This window comes from Bacillus sp. ZY-1-1 (assembly GCF_003047165.1).
In the GTDB taxonomy this organism is placed as follows: Bacteria; Bacillota; Bacilli; order Bacillales; family Bacillaceae; genus Bacillus; species Bacillus velezensis.
Genome location: NZ_CP027061.1, coordinates 3,209,553 through 3,233,570, shown reverse-complemented (window position 1 = coordinate 3,233,570; position 24,018 = coordinate 3,209,553). Strand labels below are relative to the sequence as shown.

The window sequence follows — 24,018 nt, the reverse complement described above, 5'->3', positions numbered from 1 at the left end:
TTTTCTTATAATAAATTGATATGATTTTCTCACAGTATTTATAGCAGGACAAGTGCGGAAGAAAAAAGCCGTCAGGGATAAAATCTGACGGCTTTTTGTCTATTTCTTGTTTTTCAAAAGAGCTTCCATCCGGCTGAACAGCTGATAAGAAGCATCGGCCGGTTTTTTGGTCAGCAGGCTGACGGCAATACCGGCAATCAGACTGAGGAAGAACCCAGGAATGATTTCGTATACGCCGGTTGAAGCGGCAAGCCCTGTCGTAATCCAGATTAAAACGGCCGCGGCCCCGGTAATCATCGCCGCAAGCGCTCCCCATTCATTCATCCGTTTCCAGTACAGACTGAGCAAGAGCGCGGGGCCGATAGCCGAACCGAAGCCAGCCCACGCATATCCGACCAGATCAAGAATGGTGCTGTTCGGATTCATGGAAAGCAGGATGGCGATAACGGCCACGATCAATACCGACAGGCGTCCGGTCATGACCAATTCTTTATCGCTCGCTTCCCGTCTGAAAAAGGCGCGGTATAAATCTTCCGTAATGGCGCTTGCCGTTACGAGAAGCTGTGAGGAAATGGAACTCATGATCGCCGCTAAAATCGCGGACAGCAAGAAGCCCGTAATCAGCGGATGGAACAAGATTTTAGAAAAAATAATGAAAATCGTTTCCGGATCTTTTACGGAGACCCCGAAGTGATGAGAATACGCAACCCCGATAATCCCGGTCAGCAATGAGCCGACAACTGAAATAAACATCCAGCTCATCCCGATTCTGCGAGCGGGTTTTAAATCTTTCACTTCTTTAATCGCCATAAATCGTACGATGATATGAGGCTGGCCGTAATAGCCGAGTCCCCATGCCAAATAAGAAATAATGCTAATGACGCTCGCGCCTTTAAAGATATCCAATAGTTTCGGGTTAACGGCGTTGATCGAATCAATCGTCGTTGAAACGCTCCCGAGCTGGGTAAAAGCAACGATCGGCACAAGCACTAATGCCGCAAACATGATCGCTCCCTGTACAAAGTCAGTCAGACTGACAGCGAGGAAACCGCCAAACAGCGTATAAAGCACAACTACACCCGCCGTTAAAAACAAACCGAATTTGTAGTCGGCGCCGAATGCCGATTCAAATAACCTGCCTCCGGATACCATCCCGGACGATGTGTACAGTGTGAAAAAGATCATAATAATCACGGCGGAAACAATTTTCAGCAATGATGACGAGTGGCGGAACCGTTTATCGAAAAAATCGGGAATCGTAATCGCATCATCCGCAACTTCCGTGTAAGCGCGCAGCCTCGGAGCAAGCAGCAGATAATTTGAATACGCGCCGATCGTCAAACCGAGCGCCAGCCATAAGGTCGATAGCCCCGTTGCGAACATTGCGCCGGGAACTCCCATCAGCATCCATGCGCTCATATCCGCCGCACCTGCGGACAGTGCCGTTACGAACGGACCGAGTCCTCTTCCGCCCAGCATGTAATCATTAATATTCGTTGTCTTTCTGAATGCGTACCAGCCGATTAACAGCATGGCGGCAAAGTAAATGCCAAGAGATATAATTAATTCAATACTCACGTTTTTGGACCCTCTCTTCTTTCATGTAAATGTTGCATCACCTCTGTAGATTAGTAGTGCCGGAATATGTGCCGGCGATCCAGCCTGCCTTTAGTCATCTTTCGATGGGGATCGCATGATTTAGTGCCGGCTATGGTTACTAAACCTAACAAAGTATCCCCGATCAATCAACTCTCGAAACCTGGCCCGCTCAAGGGAAAAATCCCCGCCAACCTAGAACAGCTTAAAGATGAAAACGCTACCAATAAATTATAAAAGTAAAAATTTTCTGACATATAATTCGTTTCTCTTTCTCCCCGATTTAGGATAAAATAGAGAGGGTTTCATCATGCCTCAGAAGGCGGCGTTTTGTTGCTTTAGAGGGCTCGTTTTTGATATGATCAGTATTATATGACGAAACGGAGAATTATGCGGAGGTGGATCTTATGTCACGAATTTCTATAGAAGAAGTAAAGCATGTCGCTCATTTGGCGAGACTCGCCATTACGGATGAAGAAGCTGAAATGTTCACAGAACAGCTTGACAGCATCATCTCGTTTGCCGAGGAGCTTAATGAAGTGGACACGGATAACGTGGAACCGACAACACACGTGCTGAAAATGAAAAACGTAATGAGAGAAGATGAAGCGGGTAAAGGCCTTCCGGTCGAGGATGTCATGAAAAATGCTCCCGATCATAAAGACGGCTATGTCCGTGTGCCATCTATTCTGGATTAAAGGAGGGAGACAGTATGTCATTATTTGATCACAAAATCACAGAACTGAAACAAATGATACATAAAAAAGAAATCAAGATTTCCGATCTTGTTGATGAATCTTACAAACGGATCGCATCCGTGGATGATAAGGTGCAGGCGTTTTTACAGCTTGATGAAGAAAGAGCCCGCGCTTACGCGAAAGAACTTGACGAAGCGGTTGACGGACGGTCTGAACACGGTCTTCTCTTCGGAATGCCGATCGGCGTCAAAGACAACATCGTGACCAAAGGGCTTCGCACAACATGCTCAAGCAAAATCCTCGAAAACTTCGATCCGATTTACGATGCGACAGTTGTGGAACGCCTTCAGGCCGCTGAAGCCGTCACAATCGGAAAGCTGAATATGGACGAGTTCGCGATGGGTTCTTCTACTGAAAACTCCGCGTACAAAGCGACGAAAAACCCTTGGAATCTCGATACGGTTCCCGGCGGATCAAGCGGCGGTTCCGCAGCTGCGGTTGCAGCCGGAGAAGTGCCGTTTTCACTCGGATCTGATACGGGCGGCTCCATCCGTCAGCCGGCTTCTTTCTGCGGCGTCGTCGGATTAAAGCCTACATACGGACGCGTGTCACGTTACGGTTTGGTCGCTTTTGCGTCTTCACTTGACCAGATCGGACCGATCACAAGAAACGTAGAAGATAACGCATTCCTGCTTCAGGCGATTTCAGGTCCGGACAAAATGGACTCTACGAGCGCCAATGTCGAAGTGCCGGACTTTCTTTCTTCATTAACTGGCGATATTAAAGGCTTAAAAATCGCCGTACCGAAAGAATATCTCGGAGAAGGCGTCGGCAAAGAAGCGAAAGAATCGGTTTTAGCCGCTTTAAAAGTGCTTGAAGACCTCGGAGCGACATGGGAAGAAGTATCTCTGCCGCACAGCAAATACGCGCTTGCGACGTATTATCTGCTGTCTTCTTCCGAAGCGTCTGCAAACCTTGCGCGCTTTGACGGCATCCGCTACGGCTACCGCTCAGACAATGCGGACAACCTGATCGACCTTTATAAACAGACACGCTCAGAAGGCTTCGGCAACGAAGTGAAGCGCCGCATCATGCTCGGCACCTTCGCGCTCAGCTCCGGCTACTATGACGCGTATTACAAAAAAGCGCAAAAAGTGCGCACGCTTATTAAAAAAGATTTTGAAGACGTATTTGAGAAATACGATGTCATCGTCGGACCGACAACGCCGACACCGGCATTCAAAATCGGCGAAAAAACCAGCGATCCGCTCACAATGTACGCCAACGATATTTTAACGATCCCTGTCAACCTCGCGGGTGTGCCGGGAATCAGCGTGCCGTGCGGATTTGCGGACGGACTGCCGCTCGGACTGCAAATCATCGGAAAACACTTCGATGAAGGCACTGTATACCGCGTCGCTCATGCTTTTGAGCAGGCAACAGATCATCATAAAGCGAAACCTGAACTGTAAGGGGTGAAATGAAGTGAACTTTGAAACGGTAATCGGACTTGAAGTCCATGTGGAATTAAAAACAAAATCTAAAATTTTCTCAAGCTCACCGACGCCATTCGGCGCGGAAGCGAATACCCAAACAAGCGTCATCGACCTCGGCTATCCCGGCGTGCTGCCCGTTTTGAACAAAGAAGCGGTCGAATTCGCGATGAAAGCCGCAATGGCTTTGAACTGTGAAATCGCAACGGATACGAAGTTTGACCGAAAAAACTATTTCTACCCGGACAACCCGAAGGCATATCAAATATCTCAATTTGACAAGCCGATCGGCGAAAACGGCTGGATTGAAATCGAAGTCGGCGGAAAAACGAAAAAAATCGGCATTACCCGTCTTCACCTTGAAGAAGATGCGGGAAAACTGACGCATACGGGCGACGGCTATTCCCTCGTTGACTTCAACCGCCAGGGCACGCCGCTTGTCGAGATTGTATCTGAGCCGGATATCCGCACACCTGAGGAAGCTTACGCATATCTCGAAAAGCTGAAATCAATTATCCAATACACAGGTGTTTCCGACTGTAAAATGGAAGAAGGTTCACTGCGCTGTGACGCCAACATTTCCCTCCGTCCGATCGGCCAGGAGAAATTCGGCACAAAAACGGAGCTGAAAAACCTGAATTCCTTCGCGTTCGTGCAAAAAGGACTTGAGCATGAAGAGAAACGCCAAGAGCAGGTGCTCCTGTCAGGCGGAGTCATTCAGCAGGAGACGCGCCGCTACGATGAAGCGACGAAAAAAACCATTTTGATGCGTGTCAAAGAAGGTTCGGACGACTATCGTTATTTCCCTGAGCCTGACCTTGTCGAGCTCTGCATTGATGACGAATGGAAAGAACGCGTAAGAGCAACCATTCCTGAGCTTCCGGACGAGCGCCGCAAGCGTTATATCGAAGAGCTCGGTCTGCCGGCTTATGACGCAATGGTTCTGACGCTGACGAAAGAAATGGCTGATTTCTTCGAAGAAACGGTCAATAAAGGCGCGGAAGCCAAGCAGGCATCAAACTGGCTGATGGGTGAAGTGTCAGCTTACCTGAATGCCGAACAAAAAGAGCTTGAGGATGTCGCACTGACTCCTGAAGGCCTTGCCGGCATGATTAAGCTGATTGAAAAAGGAACCATCTCGTCCAAAATCGCGAAGAAAGTCTTTAAAGAATTAATTGAAAAAGGCGGCGACGCAGAAAAAATCGTTAAAGAAAAAGGCCTCGTGCAGATTTCTGACGAAAGCGTGCTTCTGAAGCTGGTAACAGATGCGCTTGACAGCAACCCGCAGTCAATTGAAGACTTCAAAAACGGAAAAGACCGCGCGATCGGCTTCCTTGTCGGGCAGATTATGAAAGCCTCAAAAGGACAGGCCAACCCGCCGATGGTCAACAAAATCTTACTTGAAGAAATCAAAAAACGATAAAAAAAGCAGCCGCCTGAAAGGGCGCTGCTGACACGGAGACCGGTAAGCGCCGGTCTCTTTTTTTATAAGCTGAAATAGGTTTCAATGGAAGACCGCAGCGTTTCAATCTGCTCATTTCCGCTGCCTGCCAAGTTGGACAGCATTCCTTTAATAATCGGTTTTCGCGGCTCTTCCTTTGCGTATTCCTCTTCAATGACTTCAAGCGATACGAGGACGTCCTCAGGCAGCCCCTGCTGTGCTTTTATCTTTTGAATATCCGCAAGCAGCCTTTCTCTGTCCGCCGCCGGCTGAGTGAAGATATCCTCAGGCAGCAGCGGATCGGGATTGTCTCTTATCAGTCCCATAATCAGGTCATCGATTCTGGCAATCAGAAAGGCCGCCACGTTTTCCGTCCGGAATGCCGTATGTTCATTAAAAATCAAGAAATGAATATAGGAGCTCACTATTCCTTGCGCCATAACGGACGCATCCGCTATAAACGGTATGACGGCATCTCCGTAAACGGAGAGCAACGCATCCCGATACAGCATGTTAAATTGAATATTGGCCTCATGAAAATACTGTTTGACCTTTTGATTTTCAGGAATGACCTTTTCGCTCAGCAAGAGAATGATAAAATCCTTGTGCTCCATAAATTCCTGGAATTGATAAGCGATTTGTTTTCGGAATACGTCCTTAGGCGGTTTATGCTGATGTTCTGTTTTGATTTTCTTTATTTCTTCCATAGACATGCCGATGTAATACTCACATGCTGACAGCAAAAGGTCTTCTTTTGATTTGAAATGGAGATAGAAGGCTCCTTTTGAAATTCCGCATTCACCGGAGATTTCCTGAATGGTTGTTGAAGAAAACCCTTTTTTGGCAAATAAATGGATGCCTGTTTTTATGATTTTCTCTTTTTTTTCGTTCATGACGTGCTTCCCCTTAATCCTGAAAAATTTAGAAAAATTTACTGCCTTATTAGTTGACGATGTTGAGTTATACCGTTTAGTATTATATAGAATGACCAGTCAGTCAATAAAAATTAACGGAGGACATGATGAACCACATTATTAACTTTGTACTGAAGAACAAATTCGCAGTTTGGCTGATGACGATTATCGTTACTGTAGCAGGGCTGTATGCCGGTCTGAATATGAAGCAGGAATCCATACCGGACGTCAACATGCCTTACCTCTCAGTAAATACGACTTATCCCGGAGCTGCTCCGAGTCAAGTTGCGGATGACGTGACAAAACCGATCGAGCAGGCGGTGCAGAATTTAGAAGGAGTGAGCGTCGTAACGTCCACATCCTCTGAAAACGTCTCATCGGTTATGATTGAATATGATTACAACAAGGATATGGACAAGGCGAAAACCGAAGTCGCTGAAGCGCTGGACAGTGTCAGCCTTCCTGATGACGCGAAAAAACCTGACATTTCCCGTTACAGCCTCAACTCTTTCCCGATTTTGACGCTCAGTGTGACAAGCGGCAAAAGCTCGCTTGAAGATCTGACCAAAAATGTGGAAAACACTCTCGTTCCAAAGCTTGAAGGCATTCAGGGCGTTGCGTCCGTGCAAGTTTCCGGACAGCAGGAAGAGCAGGTGGAATTCTCTTTCAAAGACAAAAAAATGAAAGAATACGGACTTGATGAAGATACCGTCAAGAAAGTGATCCAAGGCTCTGACGTCAATACGCCGCTTGGATTGTACACATTCGGCAACAAAGAAAAATCAGTTGTCGTTAACGGAAATATTACGTCAATTAAAGATCTGAAAGAGATGAGAATTCCGGTCACATCTTCTTCTGCCGCTCAAGGTCAAGCGGGCGGAGCCGGTGCGGCATCTGCGGCGGACGCTCAGGCTATGCAGCAGGCACAGCAAAGCGCATCAGCAGGGGTGCCGACAGTCAAGCTTTCTGACATTGCCGACATTAAAGATGTGAAAAAAGCTGAATCCATTTCCCGCACGAACGGAAAGGACAGTATCGGAATTAATATCGTAAAAGCCAATGACGCCAACACGGTAGAAGTGGCCGATGCGATTAAAGATGAACTGAATCAATACAAACAAGACCACAAAGGGTTCAAGTACAGCTCGACTCTTGATATGGCAGAGCCGATTACAGAGTCAGTGGATACGATGTTAAGCAAAGCGATTTTCGGCGCGATTTTTGCGGTCGTGATCATTCTCTTATTCTTAAGAGATATTAAATCAACGATGATTTCTATCGTTTCCATCCCGCTGTCACTGCTGATTGCGCTTCTTGTGCTGAATCAGCTTGATGTCACATTGAACATAATGACGCTCGGTGCGATGACGGTCGCCATCGGACGGGTAGTTGACGACTCGATTGTCGTGATCGAAAACATTTACCGCCGCATGAGGCTGAAAGATGAACCTTTACGCGGGAAGCAATTGGTGCGTGAAGCGACGAAAGAAATGTTTAAACCGATCATGTCATCAACGATCGTAACCATTGCCGTATTCCTGCCGCTTGCCATGGTCGGCGGACAGATCGGCGAACTGTTTATGCCGTTTGCATTAACAATCGTCTTCGCGCTTGCCGCATCACTGTTGATTTCGATCACACTGGTGCCGATGCTTGCGCACAGCTTATTCAGAAAATCGCTCACAGGCGCACCTGTTAAAGCGAAAGAGCATAAGCCGGGCAGATTGGCTAATTTCTATAAAAAAGTGCTGAATTGGTCATTAAGACATAAATGGATTACATCTATCATCGCGGTTCTGATGCTTGTCGGCAGTTTGTTCCTCGTACCTCTGATCGGCGCGAGCTACCTGCCAGCGCAAGCGGACAAAACGATGCAGCTCACATACACACCTGAACCGGGCGAAACGAAAAGCGAAGCTGAAAAAGCTGCGCAAAAAGCGGAAGACATGCTGCTTAAACGCAAACATGTCGATACCGTTCAGTATTCTTTAGGCTCGCAAAGTCCGCTCGGCGGAAGTTCAAACGGCGCATTGTTCTACGTGAAATACGAGGATGACACGCCTGATTTTGACAAAGAAAAAGACAATGTCTTAAAAGAAATTAAAAAAACATCCAGCCGCGGCGAATGGAAATCACAAAATTTCAGTTCGTCAGGCAACAACAACGAATTAACGTACTATGTGTACGGAGATTCAGAGTCTGATATTAAAGGCACGGTCAAAGACATCGAAGGCATTATGAAAAAGCAGAAGGATCTGAAAGACATCAACTCAGGCCTTTCCAGCACATATGATGAGTACACGTTCGTCGCTGACCAGGAGAAACTCAGCAAGCAGGGCCTGACGGCTTCGCAAATCTCCCAAGCCCTGATGTCCCAAACATCACAGTCTCCTTTGACAACGGTGAAAAAAGACGGCAAAGAGCTTGACGTCAACATCAAAACAGAAAAAGATCAGTATAAGAGTGTAAAAGAATTAGAGGATAAAACCATCACATCGCCTGCAGGTCAAGAAGTGAAAATCGGCGATGTGGCGAAAGTGAAAAACGGCACGACATCCGATACCATTTCCAAACGCGACGGCAAAGTGTACGCTGACGTAACGGCAACCGTCACTTCTGACAACGTCACGAAGGTGTCATCAGCCGTTCAAAAGAAAGTTGACAAACTGGATAAACCGGACAATGTCTCCATTGATACCGGCGGTGTATCAGCGGATATTGCTGATTCCTTTACGAAACTCGGCTTAGCGATGCTTGCCGCAATCGCTATCGTATACCTCGTTCTTGTGATCACGTTCGGCGGAGCATTAGCGCCGTTTGCGATTCTGTTCTCGCTTCCGTTTACAGTCATCGGCGCATTAGCCGGACTGTATGTATCCGGAGAGACGATCAGTCTGAACGCCATGATCGGTATGCTGATGCTGATCGGAATCGTCGTCACAAACGCGATTGTCTTAATTGACCGCGTCATCCATAAAGAAGCGGAAGGCCTATCGACGAGAGAAGCGCTCCTGGAAGCCGGCTCTACGAGATTGCGTCCGATTCTGATGACGGCGATCGCGACAATCGGCGCCCTGCTTCCATTGGCATTGGGCTTCGAAGGCGGAAGCCAGGTCATTTCTAAAGGACTCGGTGTCACCGTTATCGGCGGTTTAATCAGTTCGACTCTGCTGACTCTTCTGATTGTGCCGATCGTATATGAAGTATTAGCGAAATTCCGTAAGAAAAAACCTGGAACGGAAGAAGAGTAAGACAGCGGGCCTTGGCTCCTTAAACGGAGCCGGGGCCTTTTTTCTTCTGGCAATTCCTGTACATATTGTTGCGATTTTCTCAAGTCATAGTATAATTAAAGGTTGTTAGTGTTAATAATGGATCGGATACTCTTAAGTAGGATGATGAGATAATGAAACGTGCACGCATAATATACAATCCGACTTCAGGACGGGAGCTTTTTAAGAAAAATCTTGCCCAGGTCCTGCAAAAATTTGAACAAGCCGGTTATGAAACCTCCACCCATGCCACCACATGCGCGGGGGATGCCACCCACGCCGCAACAGAAGCCGCTTTGCGGGAGTTTGACCTGATTATCGCAGCCGGCGGAGACGGAACGATTAATGAAGTCGTCAACGGCCTCGCGCCGTTAGACAAACGCCCGACACTCGGCATCATTCCGGTCGGCACAACAAATGACTTCGCCAGAGCGCTGGGCATTCCGAGAGAGAATATACTGAATGCCGCTGATACCGTCATTAACGGCGTAGCCCGCCCGATCGACATCGGACAGGTGAACGGTCAGTACTTTATCAACATCGCCGGCGGAGGCCGTCTGACGGAGCTGACGTATGATGTGCCAAGCAAACTGAAAACGATGCTCGGCCAGCTTGCTTATTATTTAAAGGGAATGGAAATGCTGCCTTCACTTCGACCGACAGAAGTCGAGATTGAATATGACGGCAAGCTGTTTCAAGGGGAAATTATGCTGTTTTTAGTGACGCTGACCAACTCGGTCGGCGGATTCGAGAAGCTGGCTCCTGATTCCAGCCTGAATGACGGCATGTTTGATTTAATTATTTTGAAAAAAGCCAATCTCGCGGAGTTTATCAGAGTCGCGAGCATGGCGCTCAGAGGCGATCATATTAACGATCAGCACATTATTTACACAAAAGCGAACCGTGTGAAAGTCAATGTATCGGAAAAGATGCAGCTGAACCTGGACGGCGAATACGGCGGCATGCTGCCGGGCGAATTCGTGAATCTGTATCGGCATATTCACGTCATCATGCCGAAGGAGAAAGCGGAACAGCTGGATGATTAATACGCGGACAAAATCCTAAAACAGTATTCGTTTTAGGATTTTGTCATCTTTTCAGCGTGATCGGAAACCTTTGAAGGCTGACATTGAATTTGAAGGTTTGCCAGCACGCTGAAACAAGGCTTTTGGTAAAACGAGAGGTGATTATAGATGAAAATGAAACCCCCGATAGAAAAAAATGAATACTATGACGTGACTTTTGAGGATTTGACGCATGAAGGAGCGGGCGTCGCAAAGGTTCAGGGCTTCCCGATCTTCGTGCCGAACGCCCTGCCTGAGGAAAAAGCGCAAATCAAAGTGACACGCGTCAAAAAAGGCTTCGCTTTCGGCCGTTTGATCGAGCTGAAGGAAGAAAGCCCGCACAGAACGGATGCCCCGTGTCCGATCTACAAACAATGCGGCGGCTGCCAGCTTCAGCACATGACCTATGAAGGCCAGCTCTTGTTTAAACAGAAACAAGTTAAAGACGTCTTAGAACGGATCGGCAAGCTGGACCTCTCAAAAGTTACCGTGCACCCGACGCTCGGCATGGAAGACCCGTGGAACTACAGAAACAAAGCGCAGGTGCCGGTAGGAGAAAGAGAAGGCGGACTCGTCGCCGGATTCTATCAGCAAAGAAGCCATGACATCATCGACATGAGCGCCTGCCTGATTCAGCAATCCAAAAACGACGAAGCCGTCCAAGCCGTCAAAGACATCTGCGCAGCATACGGTGTCAAAGCTTACAACGAAGAACGCCACAAAGGCTGGCTCCGCCACATTATGGTCAGATACGGCGTCGTCACAGGCGAAATGATGATCGTCTTCATCACAAGAACAAACGACTTCCCGCACAAAGCGAAGATCATAGAAGACATCACAGCGCAATTCCCGCACGTGAAATCCATCGTGCAGAACATCAACCCAAATAAAACAAACGTGATCTTTGGGGACGAAACAAACGTCATTTGGGGCGAAGAATACATCTACGACCTCATCGGAGACGTCAAATTCGCCATCTCCGCCAGATCGTTCTATCAGGTCAACCCGGAACAGACAAAAGTGCTCTACGACAAAGCGCTTGAGTACGCGGAGCTGCAAGGAGAAGAAACCGTCATCGACGCCTACTGCGGCATCGGAACCATTTCTCTCTTCTTAGCGAAGCAGGCGAAAAAAGTGTACGGCGTCGAAATCGTGCCGGAAGCCATCGAGGATGCGAAACGCAACGCTGAGCTGAATGGCATCACAAACGCGGAATTCGCAGTCGGAGAAGCGGAAACCGTCATTCCGAAATGGTATGAAGAAGGCATCACGGCAGATACGCTAGTCGTCGACCCGCCAAGAAAAGGCTGCGACGAAGCCCTCCTGCGGACGATCATCGACATGAAACCGAAGCGGGTGGTGTACGTGTCCTGTAATCCAGGAACGCTTGCAAGAGACCTGAGGGTGCTTGAGGATGGCGGATATCAGACGCTCGAAGTGCAGCCTGTGGATATGTTCCCGCATACGAATCATGTGGAGTGTGTGGCTGTGCTTTATTCTAAGGGTGCAGTTCATTAACTGTTACTAAGAAGAAGGAGTAAAGATAATAAATATCTTTACTCCCCTCATTTAAGAAAGTTGCTATTTTTTAATCCTTAAGTTATACATGTAGCAGCCCTCGTTTAATTCCGTTCACAACTGCGCCAACTCTTGAGTTGGCGTCCATTTTTTGAATAATAGAAGAAATATGACGTTCTACAGTTCTTTTACTTAACTTTAATGCAGAACTGATTTCCATATTTGTTTTATCTTCTGCTATCAATTTCAGTACCTCGAATTCCTTATGAGTAAGGCGATCAACAGAAAGGTTTACAGCATGTTGAGGAAATACATGGTTTCCTGCAAAAGTTTGTTTGACTGCAGTTATTAGTTCATTAATTGAATTGTCTTTCCTTACATAAGCAGCAGCTCCGGCATTGTATGCTGCATATATATATTCATCATACTCATAACCGGATAATATTACAATTTTCAACTCCGGAAATGTTTTCTTAATGTTTCTTGTCAAGGAGATTCCGTTAAAAGATTTCATCCTAATATCAATAATTAGAATATTGGGACGATGGCAGTCAATTTCATCATATATCTCTGCAGGATTTGATAAAGTGCTAACTACTTCAACGACTCTGTCGCGTTCTAGCAATTGTTTAATACCTTGTACCATCATCATATGATCATCTAACAGCAATACTTTGATTTTCAACTGATTTACTCCATTCATTGAAAAAGTAGTTGTAACAATATTGTGTTAAAACGTTTTCTCTTTGGTTATAAATTAAAACAGAAAAGGATCGAATATAAGATATCTGCATTGGGCTTTAGTCATTTCTAAAATGATGTAGATTCTGATCATTGGGAAGAAGGTTTATAAACTTTTTTATAGATATATGTCTATAATATGGTCCTTATGGAATATTATATCATTTCCCTTGTTATTAATCTAGATAAAAGTATAATATACTAACCCTTTTTGTTACATATTTCTTAATAATTCATTTTTTTAATTACTCAAATTTCCTAAATTGATAATTGCCTCAAAAAAACATGCAATTAACAATAATAAGTTGGCGACATCGCGCCATATTTTTGGCGTGATTTACGGATTTCATCTGAGTCAATATTTTGATATTTTTATGTAGAGAAGAAAATATTGGTTAAAAAGAGGCAGAATATACTATTTTCACTGATGTTGTTTTTTGATACACCTCAAAAAATACTGTGATGCACTTCAGCTAAGGTGTAGACAGAGTAAACTTTTTAAAGAGTTACAGAGTCAGGATATAATCTTGAGACGGGACAAAGGGGGGTAATAATGTTTAAAGTAAAGATCTTAGAAACCGAAGAAGAGAAAAAAGAACTATATGCAACGAGATATAAAATCTTTGTTGAACAGGAAAAATCAGTACCTGCTGAAAATTATAAGGACGGTTTATTAAAGGACCATTCTGATGATCATGCTTACCAAATCGGTTGTTATGAAGGCAGTTTATTAGTTGGGTTTATGACTTTAATTGTGAAAAAAGATGATGAATTATTAGAGGTTGAACAAACTCATAATTTGAAACCGCAAGTGAATGAAAAATATGCAGAAGTCATGAGATTAGTCGTGTTAGAAACAGCTTTTACTAAAACGATTTCAATGAAAGGTAAAGTAATGAACCTTCTATTTGATACAGTGAAAGATATTATTATCTCTGAAAATATTACTCATCTTCTCTTGCAGAGCAGAGAGAAATCTAAAAAAATGTACGAAAAAATAGGGTTTAAACAAATCGGTGATTATAAATTATACAGAGAAAAATCGTACCAATGTCCTATGAAACTTGACGTAATGAAAGTAAGCGAAAAGGTAGTAAATATATCGGAATTTATTTAATGAAAGGGATGGAGCAAATGAGTCTGGAAACATTAATTAGTGTAGAAAAAAAAGAAAAGCTAGTGGGAATGATCGCGGAAATCTTGGAAGTGGAACCAGAAGAAATAAAGGATGATACAGATCTGGTTGAAGAATTAGATGCTGACTCAATGATGGCTTTAGAAATCTTAGCCTGTGTCGAAAAGGAGTTTCAAATAAAAATACCGGAAGAAGAGTTACAAAACTTCACCACAGTAAATAATATTATTTCAATTATTGAAGAAAGAATAACGGAAAAATAATATGAATTCATTGTCGCATGATGAGGTTTTAGAGAAATTACCGCAGAGATACCCTTTTGTAATGATAGATCGAGTGATCGAGGCTAATGAAACTTACATAACAGCTATGAAAAATGTATCAGGAAATGAACCGTGCTTCCAAGGGCATTTCCCTGAAAAGAAAATATTTCCGGGTGTGTATATTACAGAAGCGATTGCTCAAACAGCTATTCTTTTGTTTTCACAGAACGAAAATTCTGCAGAAACAAAACAAACTCTTCCTCTCCTTTACCACACAAATGTGAAATTTAAAAAGCCAATTGTACCTGGAGATCAAATGATTATTACATTAAATATAATAAAGAAAATTAGTAAGGCTGCAATTGTGAAAGCTGAAGTGAAAGTAGATGATTCTAAATGTGCATCGGGAGAATTGACCTTTACACTTGTGGGAGATGAATAATTTGAAAAGAGTTGTAGTAACCGGTACAGGAGCTATTACTTCAATAGGCCTTAATTCAAAAGATTTTTGGAGATCTTGTTTGAGTGGAGAGTCCGGCATTTCACCTATTCAAAAAGACGGACTTCAATTATTGGATCCTAAATATGGCGGTCAAATTCATAACTTCAATGCTTCTGAATGGATTAAAGTTAACGATCATAAGTCAATTGGAAGAGGTTCTCAATTATTAATTGCAAGTATGTATGATGCAATCAAAAATGCTGAATTGAAGCCTGAAACTTATAAAATGGCAGATTTATATGTTGGAACCACTATGGGTGAAATATCCATTGAAAAAACTGACTATAATCGTCATTTGGAAGAAGCTAGCCCTCAACATCTTTTAGACCAAGGATTCTTGCATACGTTATTAGCAAATGCCTGCAGAGAATTTGAGTTGCAGGGAGAGACAATGCTTGTTGCAAACGCTTGTTCTGCAGGTAATTATGCAATTATTCAAGGTTATGAAAAGATAAGAAACGGAGAACAATCTATCTGTTTTACAGCAGGAGAAGATCCTTTCTCGACTATTGCTTATTACGGGTTTAACCGATTAAAGGCTATTGCAGCAAAAGAATGTAAACCATTTGATGCTCACAGAGATGGAATGCTTGTTGCTGAAGGAGCGGGCTGTTTAGTATTAGAAGAATTAGAACACGCCCAACAAAGAGGGGCTAATATCCTGGCAGAAGTTAAAGGGTATGGAGTTTCATGTGATGCCTATCATATCACTGCGCCGCATCCTAATTCGACAGGGATAATACAAGCCATGGAAAAAGCTGTAAAAAAGGCTGGTATTACAACTGATGATGTAGATTACATCAGCGCTCATGGTACAGGTACTCAAGCCAATGATAAAGCGGAGTCGTTTGCAGTTAACCAATTATTTAATAAAAAAGTGCCGATGAGTTCAATTAAGTCCATGATAGGTCATTCTATGGGGGCGGCAAGTCTTCTTGAAGCGATTGTATGTTGTAACGCTGTAAAAGAAGACGTTGCACCTCCAACAATAAACTTTGAACTAAAAGATATAAATTGTGATGTGGATTGTATTCCGAATAATAAACGGTCATTTCCTATTGAGTATGCTATGAATAATTCTTATGCTTTTGGCGGCGCCAATTCCAGCATCATTTTTAAGAAATTCAGAGACAATTGCTAAAAATGGAGATGAGTAAAAATGAATATTATTGGAAGAGGTAAAGTCCTTTCTGAAACAATAAGCGTGGAGAGCATAAGAAATAACGTAGAGATAAACGGTATTCTTGAACCTGAGAATTTTGATATAAAACAGTATGTTAAATATAAAGGACTCCGTTCATTAACAAAAGCAACTAATTTAGCAATTGCATCAATAAGTGAGGCAATTACAGATGCGGGAAGCAGATACAGTGAACATTCTCCAGAAAGAATCGGTGTTTTTGTGGGAAGTACATTAAACCCTTTGGATGCCGCTTATCACTTTATGACAGATGTCTATGAAGCTTCTCCGGATTTTGTGAGTCCGGTTAAATTCTCTAGTTCCGTATTAAATAATATTTCCGGATGGGCTTCCATTGTTTACGGGATAACAGGCTTAAACTCAACTGTAATTTCAGGAAATCTTTCTGGAATAGACGCTTTGAAAATGGCAGTTTCATACATAAATAATAATGTTATTGATGTTGCCATTGTGACTGCTGTTGAGGGAAACGAAGCAGGATCCATTTATCAACAAGGGAACCTTCAAAAAAAAGTAAATGCTGTTACAGGTGCAATTTCGTTTATTATAGAAAAAGATGAAAAAAACTATCCAATTATAGAAAATATAAATAGTTTCCAACATACTGAAGATAATAGAGATAAAATCATTATGAACTTAGAAAAAGATTTAAATGACGGAATAACAAAAAATTTAATTTATGGTTCAAATAATTGCAATGATGAAATCATTTTTAACTATTTAAAAAGCAAAAAATTTGACGATGAATTAAATATATTGGATATATCTCGAAGCTCCGGGATGTCCAATGCTTTATCCGGGTTTTTGAAGTTGCTGGTATCAATGGACATGGAAGGTGAAACATTAGTGATCGAGACGAATGAAGTTGGAAACGATAGCATCATTAAAATAAATTCAAAAATTAGTTGAGGATCAGATTATGAAAAAAATAGCCATTATAACGGGTGGTACCGGAGATTTAGGACAATCACTTATTGATAAATTTCATCATAATAATTATATTGTTTATTTTACGTATCTCGGAAATGTCGAGAGAGCTAAAATGTTTGAAGAAAAATACCCTGGAACAAAAGCTATAAAGGTCGATGTCAGAGAATACAGCCTTGTGAAAGAATTTATCGAGCAAATATATAACACGCATGAACGAATAGATTGTCTGATTAATAATGCCGGAATTAATAAAGATAAAACAATTTCCTTTATGAATCAAAAGTCTTGGTCAGAAGTGATCGATACAAATCTGAACGGTACTTTCAATTGTTGTAAATTCGTCTCGAAATATATGATCAATCAAGGTTATGGTTCAATTATTAATATGTCCTCGGTTTCAGGTATAAAAGGTATTGAAGGTCAGACTAATTATGGTGCGGCAAAAGCAGGGGTAAACGGGCTAACAAAAACATTAGCGAAAGAGTTGGCAAAGTATAATGTTAGGGTCAATTCCGTTTGCCCAGGCTTTATAGAATCAGACATGACAAGTAATTTGGACGAGGACAGGATGATTAATCTTATCCCAATGCAGTACGTAGGAAGTCCAGATGATGTAAGTGAATTATCACTTTTTTTGGCGGAAAATAGATCCAAATACATTACTGGGCAAATGATTGCAGTTGACGGAGGACTAACAATCTAGCATAATTTAGTAATCTTACTTTTCGAGGTGAACAGAATGGGAGAAGAACAAGACATTATTACAGTAACCGATCTGCGCAAAAAATATGGATCATTTGAAGCAGTGAAAGGGGTATCCTTTTCTGTCAAACGCGGCGAGCTGTTTGCATTTCTGGGAACGAACGGTGCAGGGAAATCGACCACTATCGATATTCTCTGTACGCTGATTAAAAAGACATCCGGAAAAGTGGTAATAGATGGTTATACTCTTGGTGAGGGGAAAGAGAATAATCATATCCGCAAAAAGATCGGAGTTGTTTTCCAAGAGAGCATTTTGGATGAACGATTGACCGTTTATGAAAATATCATGAACCGCGGACAATATTATCATTTAAGCAAGGCACAAGTGCAAGAGAACTATCAGTTTGTAACAGACTATTTAAAATTGGATGATATTAAGGAGAAAAAATACAGCGATTTGTCAGGAGGACAAAGAAGAAGAGCGGATATTGCCCGTGCCATCATCCATAAACCGACTATATTATTTTTAGATGAGCCTACTACAGGGCTTGATCCGCAAACGAGAGTATTTGTTTGGAATGCGATTAAAAGGCTGCAGGAAGAAACAAACATGACGATCTTTTTAACGACCCATTACATGGAGGAGGCCGCTGTGGCTGATAACGTTGTGGTCATCAAAGAAGGACGCCTGATCGCAGAGGGTACACCGAGTCAGCTGAAAGATCAATATGCGTTTGACAGTCTGCATATGATGTTTAAGCAAGGCGTTGATCCGACGGCATGGTTTGAAAATAAACAACTGGATTTTACGGTTAAAAACTCTATTTATTCCCTTCGTGTAGAGTCCACTCTCCAAGCGTTTGACATTTTGAAAGGTCTTGAAGGAAAAATTGAATCTTTCGAAGTGATTAAAGGGAATATGGATGATGTGTTTATCCATATTATCGAAGAACAAGGAAGCAGTTTGCCAGTAAAGGGGAGCATTGCATAAATGAAGTCTTTATCCAGTTTAATCAGCAGAAATATAAAAATATACTTCCGTGATCGAACGCTTTTGCTTCTCTCTTTGCTGTCAGTATTTATCGTCATTCTGTTATATGCCGTGTTCTTACAGCAGACACAGCTGGACGCCATTAAGGCCCTGGTCGGTTCGACAGATGATTCCAAAGCAATGGTGAACGAATGGATGGTGGCGGGATTGCTGTCCATTACAGCTGTGACAACGACTTTAGGCGCTTTCGGAATTATGGTGAAAGATAAAGAAAGCAAGAGAACGTATGACTTTTTAACAGCTCCTTTATCAAGGGCGACCATCCAATTGAGCTATGTCATTCATTCATTTGTCATCGGCTTGATCTTTTCTTTCATCGCCTTTTTAGGCTGTGAAATTTTTCTCGTTTCAACAGGCAGTGAGCTTTTAAGCGGTACAGATATACTAGAAGTATTGGGGATCATTATTCTTTCAGTTGCACTCTCGAGTTCCATAAATTTATTTTTAACGCTGTTTATTCACACACAAAATGCATTTTCGACGTTAAGTACGATTGTCGGAACAGCCATCGGTTTTTTATGCGGAGTATATGTACCGATCGGGGGCGTACCGGTGTTTGTGCAGAAGATTATTATGTATTTCCCTATCAGCCACACCGCCGTTCTGTTCAGAAAAGCGTTTATGACAGACTCAGTTGATAAAGTGTTTAAACATGCTTCTGCGGACCAAATACAGGAATATGAAAAGCATTACGGGATCGTCTACAAGTTAAACGGCCATTTTATCAGTACGGCTGCGAGCTTGTGGGTCATTGTCATTACAGCCATCATATTTACCGTCATATCTATTTTCATATTTAAAAAACAAAATAAATGACTTCTTCAGACGATACATAACGATGTAACAGGCAGCATCCGTTTACTGGATGCTGCCTGTTTTGTTTATCATTATTCTTTTTGTGCTCAATTCTTAATTCCTCAAAAAGTTCTCGGATTTCTCTTAAAAAAGTGTTGAAGATATCTTTATTTACACTGTATCAGGCTGGTAGATCTTGCGAATAAATCAGTTGACGTTTTTTTGGTGTCTTGAAGTGAAAGAGAACCATGGTAGAGTCATCTAATACTTCTGCATAAAGATTATTTTTTTCCGTTCACAAGGTATGATGTAGTTATAAAAAATAGCCCAGCAAGGAAGTGCTGAGCCATTATTGACTTATAGACCGACGTAGTTTATTACAAATTCTTTATCGTTCTCATCTTCAGGCAAAATCCCCAAGTTTTGATATTCCCATACCACTTGCCGTTGTGTTCCGTTTATGTCTGAGGCGATGACATCGGTGTAATCGTAGTCAATTGAGAAGAATTTACCGCTTCGTTCGAGATGCAAAGTGAGGTTTGTCCATAAGTCCTCGTTGTTTGTTTTAAATTGATCCCGTAACTCTTCAAAGTAATCTTGCAATTCATATAGAAGTTCGTCATATATATCTTCATCAACATTAAAATGTTCAGGAATATCGTGTGAATATATATATTCCTGATTTTGTGGAGTACTAAAGAAGAAGTAAACTTCTGAAGAATCATCTAAAATTTCGGCATAAAGAGCAACCTTCTCCCACTCAGAGGGGATAATTTCATTTATTTGCTCAGCGATTTTTTGATATAGTTCGCCCATTTTTTCAGTTTCCACAATATCAGAATCCTTTTTAATTTTTTTTAGCCGTTTGAAAGCTTATTATATGTTTAGATACTCTTCTATGAATTTTCTATCGTCCTCATCTTTAGGCAAAATCCCTAAATTTTGATATTTCCAAACATCTCGTCTTTGAAGGTCATCAAGTTCAGACAATAAAACATCATCATCGTTATAATCAATTGAAAACTTTCCGGTGTTTTCTAATTTTAAAGTGAGATTAGTCCAAATATCTTGGTTGCCTAGTTTAAATTCTTCTTTTAGTTCTTCAAATAGCTCTTGAAGTTCAATCAGCAGTTGATCGTAAATCTCTTCGCTCACATCAAAGTGTTCAGGTATATAATGAGAAAATAAATAATCACTGTTATTTGGTGTTGTAAAATAAAAGTATATATCCGCTGAGTCATCAAGTATTTCAGCATATAAAACGATCTTTTCCCATTGAAATGGAATCATTTCATTTAGATGTTCAGCAATCTTTTGATATAGTTCGCCCATTTTTTGAGTTTCCATTAGATTAACCTCCAGCTTTATTCAGTTTTTCAATCTCTCGTTCCTTCGCTTCGGTTTCTGCGTATTCTTTCGTTAGATCGTGATCAAGTCTGCCGAGTGTATGTATGGTTTCGTTTCTCTTTTTGTCGGCTGATTGGAGCTTGTGCTCCACGCTTTCGGTGGAAAAGAGATCAAGCGAGATGATGTCTTCGATCTCTCCGAGGATGGAGCGCATGTCTTTGGGAGTCAGGATATACAGTGTAGGAAATAGGTAATAAGAATAAAATGAATCTTTTGGCTTGCGACTTCCTTCCTGTATGAAGGGAGGTTTTTTATGTTTTGTACAATAATCCTCAAATTCGGCTTACTGCGCTCCGGTGATTTTAAGCGTGCCTGTTTTTTCTAATGTCTTACACTCGAAACAACCCAACCGCTGAGGTATAATAGAAGCAGAGTATTTATCATACAGATTCAATTCGTGAAAGAGAGTGGAACAAAATGGGCCGTAAGTGGAACAATATTAAAGAAAAGAAAGCATCAAAGGACGCAAATACGAGCCGGATTTACGCGAAGTTCGGCCGTGAGATTTATGTGGCGGCAAAACAAGGCGAGCCAGATCCGGAATCGAACCAGGCGTTAAAAGTGGTGCTTGAGCGCGCGAAGACGTACAGTGTGCCGAAAAATATTATTGAGCGTGCGATTGAAAAGGCGAAAGGCGGCGCGGAGGAGAACTTTGACGAGCTGCGTTACGAAGGTTTCGGGCCGAACGGTTCAATGATCATCGTTGATGCGTTAACGAATAATGTAAACCGCACGGCGCCTGAAGTGCGCGCCGCATTCGGGAAAAACGGCGGAAATATGGGTGTGAGCGGGTCTGTCGCTTACATGTTTGATGCGACCGCCGTTATCGGCGTTGAAGGCAAGACGGCGGATGAAGCGCTGGAATTGCTGATGGAAGCTGATGTGGACGTGCGCGATATTTTAGAAGAGGATGACAGTGTTATCGTGTATGCTGAGCCTGATCAATTCCATGCCGTGCAGGAGGCATTCAAAAATGCCGGCGTTGAAGAGTTCACGGTTGCGGAGCTGACGATGCTTGCGCAAAATGAAGTCGAGCTTCCGGAAGATGCGAAAGCTCAATTCGAAAAGCTGATCGATGTGCTGGAAGACCTCGAAGACGTACAGCAGGTTTATCACAATGTAGATTTAGGCGAATAAAGACAAAAAGGCCGGGGCGGCATAAGTTCCGGCCTTTTTATTTTGCTTATGCGGCCGGCCTGTATCGTATTTCTCCGTAAGCAATTATTGATTATTTCGCCAAAACTGGGCGGATGCCCATACGTTTCCTTCCGCATGTCATAAACTGGACTGTAACCTATGTGAAGGAGCGATAAATCATGAATGAAAGAAGACCGATTTACGGCGGAGGCTATGGCGGCTACGGAGGCTACCCGGGGTACGGTTTTGGCGGCTACGGCGGCTACGGTGGCTACGGCGGCTTCGGAGGATATCCGGGATACGGTTTCGGCGGAGGCTACGGCTACCCGGGGTACGGTTTTGGCGGTTACGGCGGTTACGGCGGTTTTGGCGGCTACGGCGGCTTCGGAGGATATCCGGGGTACGGTTTTGGCGGCTATGGCGGAGGCTACGGCGGCTACCCGTTCCATCACCATCATCATCGGGACAGCCAATATATCTGACCATTCGGGAAAAGCACTCTTGGAACAGCAAGAGTGCTCTTCTCATGTTCTTGCAGCTGTGGTACGATTGGAGCAAAATCATCAAGTACATATGACATTTCTGTAAATCATGAGCAAGTTGTTTATAAACTGAAAAGCATGATCTGTAAAAATCTCTTTATCGGGAGGTTTTACATGTGAGAAGTGAAGACGAAATGATGAAATTGATTCTTGATATTGCGATGAAGGACGAGAGAATCCGTCTTGTCACTTTAGAGGGATCAAGAACCAATAAAAATGTACCGCGAGACAAATTTCAAGACTATGATATTTCTTATTTTGTGACCGATATGGACTCTTTTATATCTGATGAAAGCTGGCTGGATCAGTTTGGCGAAAGAATGATGATGCAAAAACCTGAAGATATGGAACTTTTCCCTCCGGAACTCGGAGACTGGTTCTCCTATCTCATGCTTTTTAAAGATCATCATAAAATCGACTTAACTTTGATCCCTCTGAGTCAAACAGAGGATTATTTTACACAGAGTGATGGTTTGGCGGAAATATTATTAGACAAGGATGACCGAATCAACAGTAAGATGATTGCGAGTGATGAACAATATCATATAAAGAAACCGACCCCCGGAGAGTTTGATGATTGCTGCAATGAATTTTGGATGGTTTCGACCTATGTGATTAAAGGATTAATGCGTAAAGAAATACTGTTTGCGCTGGATCATATGAATGACATTTTAAGGCCTAATGTTTTGCGTATGATTGCGTGGAATATCGGGATAGAGCATCAGTTTTCATTAAGTGTAGGGAAGAATTATAAGTATATTCAACATTACATGAATGCGAAGGATTGGGAAATTCTGCTGAATACTTATGTCGGCAATACTTATGAAAGCGTGTGGAAGGCATTGTTTGACTGCCAAGGTCTCTTCAGAGCATATTCAAAGTCAGTGGCTGTTTTATTGAGATACGAATATCCTGAATATGATCAGCAAATTACGGAATATACATTGAAACATTATCAGTACTTTCAATCAGATTTTTCATTATGATTTTTTTACTTCAAATTCCAGATGAGCTGCATGGAGTCCGTTTTTAACGGGCTTTTTTATTTTCTTACAGGGCATAAATGCTGATACGGATTCATACCTATTAAGGTCATGTGTTTAGGAAAGGAGGATCGTAATGAAAGAAAATCAGCCGTTTACACCGGTCAAATCCTATAAACCCTTCCACAGCCGGTTTGATCCCTGCCCGCCGATCGGGAGAAAATACTACAGAACGCCGCCGCATCTTTATATGCGGTTTCAGCCTTATCACTTGGAGCAGTTTTCTCCGATGGAGGCATTAAGAAAAGGGACCCTTTGGAAGGATCTTTACGATTTCTATGATAATCCTTATCGGGGGGGAATCGAATATGGCGAAAAAGATTGATGATGAATACTATCGGCTGCTGGAGCAAATTCAGGCGGCGGACTTTGTCTTGGTGGAGCTGACGCTTTATCTGGATACGCATCCCCATGACCGTCTCGCGCTTCAGCAGTTTCATGAATATTCCCGGTACTCAAGGCAGCTGAGAAAACGGTTTGAGCCTGAGTACGGACCGCTTCTGCAATTCGGCGTGAGTCAGGCCGGCGCTCAATGGGACTGGGGCCGCGGTCCTTGGCCATGGCAAGTATAAGGAG

Annotated in this window: 24 protein-coding genes and 2 pseudogenes; 19 read left to right on the top strand and 7 right to left on the bottom strand. The window is 42.8% G+C overall.

Annotated features, from left to right (window positions below; all coding sequences use genetic code 11):
* Window positions 1-99 precede the first annotated feature (99 nt).
* Window positions 100-1,578, bottom strand: a complete 1,479-nt coding sequence (gene putP / locus C5I45_RS16110; RefSeq protein ID WP_003155733.1) for a sodium/proline symporter PutP — start codon at window positions 1,576-1,578, stop codon at window positions 100-102.
* Window positions 1,579-2,003: 425 nt separating this feature from the next.
* Between putP and gatC the strand changes: the two genes are divergently transcribed.
* Genes gatC through gatB form a run of 3 tightly spaced genes read left to right on the top strand, consistent with a single transcriptional unit; the run spans window position 2,004 to window position 5,210 of the window.
* Complete coding sequence (gene gatC, locus C5I45_RS16105; protein WP_003155732.1) at window positions 2,004-2,294, top strand: Asp-tRNA(Asn)/Glu-tRNA(Gln) amidotransferase subunit GatC; 291 nt, start codon at window positions 2,004-2,006, stop codon at window positions 2,292-2,294.
* A gap of 14 nt (window positions 2,295-2,308) precedes the next feature.
* Entirely contained in the window at window positions 2,309-3,766 is a 1,458-nt protein-coding gene (gene gatA, locus C5I45_RS16100; RefSeq protein WP_007609878.1) for an Asp-tRNA(Asn)/Glu-tRNA(Gln) amidotransferase subunit GatA, read from the top strand.
* Window positions 3,767-3,779: 13 nt separating this feature from the next.
* Window positions 3,780-5,210 (top strand): Asp-tRNA(Asn)/Glu-tRNA(Gln) amidotransferase subunit GatB, encoded by a 1,431-nt coding sequence (gene gatB, locus C5I45_RS16095; RefSeq protein ID WP_015388583.1) that lies wholly within the window; start codon window positions 3,780-3,782, stop codon window positions 5,208-5,210.
* A gap of 62 nt (window positions 5,211-5,272) precedes the next feature.
* On the opposite strand, the gene C5I45_RS16090 is transcribed toward gatB, so the two are convergent.
* Window positions 5,273-6,121, bottom strand: a complete 849-nt coding sequence (locus C5I45_RS16090) for a TetR/AcrR family transcriptional regulator (RefSeq protein WP_032857046.1) — start codon at window positions 6,119-6,121, stop codon at window positions 5,273-5,275.
* Between the two features lie 128 nt (window positions 6,122-6,249).
* Here C5I45_RS16090 and C5I45_RS16085 point away from each other — a divergent pair, with 128 nt between their 5' ends.
* From C5I45_RS16085 to rlmD, 3 genes are all read left to right on the top strand, one after another.
* Window positions 6,250-9,393, top strand: a complete 3,144-nt coding sequence (locus C5I45_RS16085) for an efflux RND transporter permease subunit (protein ID WP_025853968.1) — start codon at window positions 6,250-6,252, stop codon at window positions 9,391-9,393.
* A 152-nt stretch (window positions 9,394-9,545) separates the two neighbouring features.
* A complete protein-coding gene (locus C5I45_RS16080; protein WP_007609891.1) occupies window positions 9,546-10,457 on the top strand; it encodes a diacylglycerol kinase in 912 nt (303 codons plus the stop codon).
* 147 nt (window positions 10,458-10,604) lie between these two features.
* Complete coding sequence (gene rlmD, locus C5I45_RS16075) at window positions 10,605-11,993, top strand: 23S rRNA (uracil(1939)-C(5))-methyltransferase RlmD (RefSeq protein ID WP_095324166.1); 1,389 nt, start codon at window positions 10,605-10,607, stop codon at window positions 11,991-11,993.
* 82 nt (window positions 11,994-12,075) lie between these two features.
* Here the strand turns inward: rlmD and C5I45_RS16070 are convergent, their stop codons facing one another.
* Complete coding sequence (locus C5I45_RS16070; protein ID WP_025853970.1) at window positions 12,076-12,678, bottom strand: response regulator transcription factor; 603 nt, start codon at window positions 12,676-12,678, stop codon at window positions 12,076-12,078.
* A 609-nt stretch (window positions 12,679-13,287) separates the two neighbouring features.
* On the opposite strand from C5I45_RS16070, the gene C5I45_RS16065 reads away from it, so the two are divergent.
* The 8 genes from C5I45_RS16065 to C5I45_RS16030 are packed head-to-tail and all read left to right on the top strand — an operon-like array spanning window position 13,288 to window position 19,334.
* Complete coding sequence (locus C5I45_RS16065; RefSeq protein ID WP_025853971.1) at window positions 13,288-13,851, top strand: N-acyl amino acid synthase FeeM domain-containing protein; 564 nt, start codon at window positions 13,288-13,290, stop codon at window positions 13,849-13,851.
* Between the two features lie 17 nt (window positions 13,852-13,868).
* Window positions 13,869-14,132, top strand: coding sequence for an acyl carrier protein (locus tag C5I45_RS16060; RefSeq protein WP_025853972.1), 264 nt, complete (start codon window positions 13,869-13,871; stop codon window positions 14,130-14,132).
* 1 nt (window position 14,133) lies between these two features.
* Window positions 14,134-14,574 (top strand): 3-hydroxyacyl-ACP dehydratase FabZ, encoded by a 441-nt coding sequence (fabZ, locus tag C5I45_RS16055; RefSeq protein WP_007609902.1) that lies wholly within the window; start codon window positions 14,134-14,136, stop codon window positions 14,572-14,574.
* A 1-nt stretch (window position 14,575) separates the two neighbouring features.
* A complete protein-coding gene (locus C5I45_RS16050) occupies window positions 14,576-15,775 on the top strand; it encodes a beta-ketoacyl-[acyl-carrier-protein] synthase family protein (protein ID WP_025853973.1) in 1,200 nt (399 codons plus the stop codon).
* Window positions 15,776-15,793: 18 nt separating this feature from the next.
* Window positions 15,794-16,744: a beta-ketoacyl synthase N-terminal-like domain-containing protein gene (locus tag C5I45_RS16045; protein WP_058906627.1), complete on the top strand. Its 951-nt coding sequence runs from the start codon at window positions 15,794-15,796 to the stop codon at window positions 16,742-16,744.
* A 10-nt stretch (window positions 16,745-16,754) separates the two neighbouring features.
* The gene (locus C5I45_RS16040) at window positions 16,755-17,468 is read left to right on the top strand and encodes an SDR family oxidoreductase (RefSeq protein WP_025853974.1); all 714 of its coding nucleotides are present in this window, start codon (window positions 16,755-16,757) and stop codon (window positions 17,466-17,468) included.
* A gap of 36 nt (window positions 17,469-17,504) precedes the next feature.
* Window positions 17,505-18,458, top strand: coding sequence for an ABC transporter ATP-binding protein (locus C5I45_RS16035; protein WP_003155721.1), 954 nt, complete (start codon window positions 17,505-17,507; stop codon window positions 18,456-18,458).
* Window positions 18,459-19,334, top strand: a complete 876-nt coding sequence (locus tag C5I45_RS16030) for an ABC transporter permease (RefSeq protein ID WP_025853975.1) — start codon at window positions 18,459-18,461, stop codon at window positions 19,332-19,334.
* Between the two features lie 67 nt (window positions 19,335-19,401).
* Here the strand turns inward: C5I45_RS16030 and C5I45_RS16025 are convergent.
* The 4 genes and pseudogenes from C5I45_RS16025 to C5I45_RS16010 all read right to left on the bottom strand — a co-directional run.
* Window positions 19,402-19,637, bottom strand: a pseudogene (locus C5I45_RS16025) (TIGR01741 family protein); the annotation flags it as partial.
* 33 nt (window positions 19,638-19,670) lie between these two features.
* On the bottom strand, window positions 19,671-20,144 hold the full coding sequence (locus C5I45_RS16020) for an antitoxin YezG family protein (protein WP_025853976.1): 474 nt from the start codon (window positions 20,142-20,144) through the stop codon (window positions 19,671-19,673).
* A gap of 45 nt (window positions 20,145-20,189) precedes the next feature.
* Window positions 20,190-20,660 carry a TIGR01741 family protein gene (locus C5I45_RS16015; protein ID WP_025853977.1) on the bottom strand — a complete coding sequence of 157 codons (471 nt, stop codon included), beginning with the start codon at window positions 20,658-20,660 and terminating at the stop codon, window positions 20,190-20,192.
* 28 nt (window positions 20,661-20,688) lie between these two features.
* Window positions 20,689-20,880 (bottom strand): annotated as a pseudogene (locus C5I45_RS16010) (T7SS effector LXG polymorphic toxin); the annotation flags it as partial.
* Between the two features lie 257 nt (window positions 20,881-21,137).
* On the opposite strand from C5I45_RS16010, the gene C5I45_RS16005 reads away from it, so the two are divergent.
* From C5I45_RS16005 to cotJB, 5 genes are all read left to right on the top strand, one after another.
* Window positions 21,138-21,857 (top strand): YebC/PmpR family DNA-binding transcriptional regulator, encoded by a 720-nt coding sequence (locus tag C5I45_RS16005; protein WP_003155709.1) that lies wholly within the window; start codon window positions 21,138-21,140, stop codon window positions 21,855-21,857.
* Window positions 21,858-22,036: 179 nt separating this feature from the next.
* A complete protein-coding gene (locus C5I45_RS16000) occupies window positions 22,037-22,339 on the top strand; it encodes a hypothetical protein (RefSeq protein WP_024084982.1) in 303 nt (100 codons plus the stop codon).
* Between the two features lie 176 nt (window positions 22,340-22,515).
* The gene (gene ant(6), locus C5I45_RS15995; protein ID WP_107994506.1) at window positions 22,516-23,385 is read left to right on the top strand and encodes an aminoglycoside 6-adenylyltransferase; all 870 of its coding nucleotides are present in this window, start codon (window positions 22,516-22,518) and stop codon (window positions 23,383-23,385) included.
* A gap of 133 nt (window positions 23,386-23,518) precedes the next feature.
* Entirely contained in the window at window positions 23,519-23,767 is a 249-nt protein-coding gene (gene cotJA / locus C5I45_RS15990) for a spore coat-associated protein CotJA (RefSeq protein WP_003155704.1), read from the top strand.
* Complete coding sequence (gene cotJB / locus C5I45_RS15985) at window positions 23,751-24,014, top strand: spore coat protein CotJB (RefSeq protein ID WP_003155702.1); 264 nt, start codon at window positions 23,751-23,753, stop codon at window positions 24,012-24,014. Before cotJA ends, cotJB begins: the two co-directional genes overlap by 17 nt.
* Window positions 24,015-24,018: the final 4 nt, after the last annotated feature.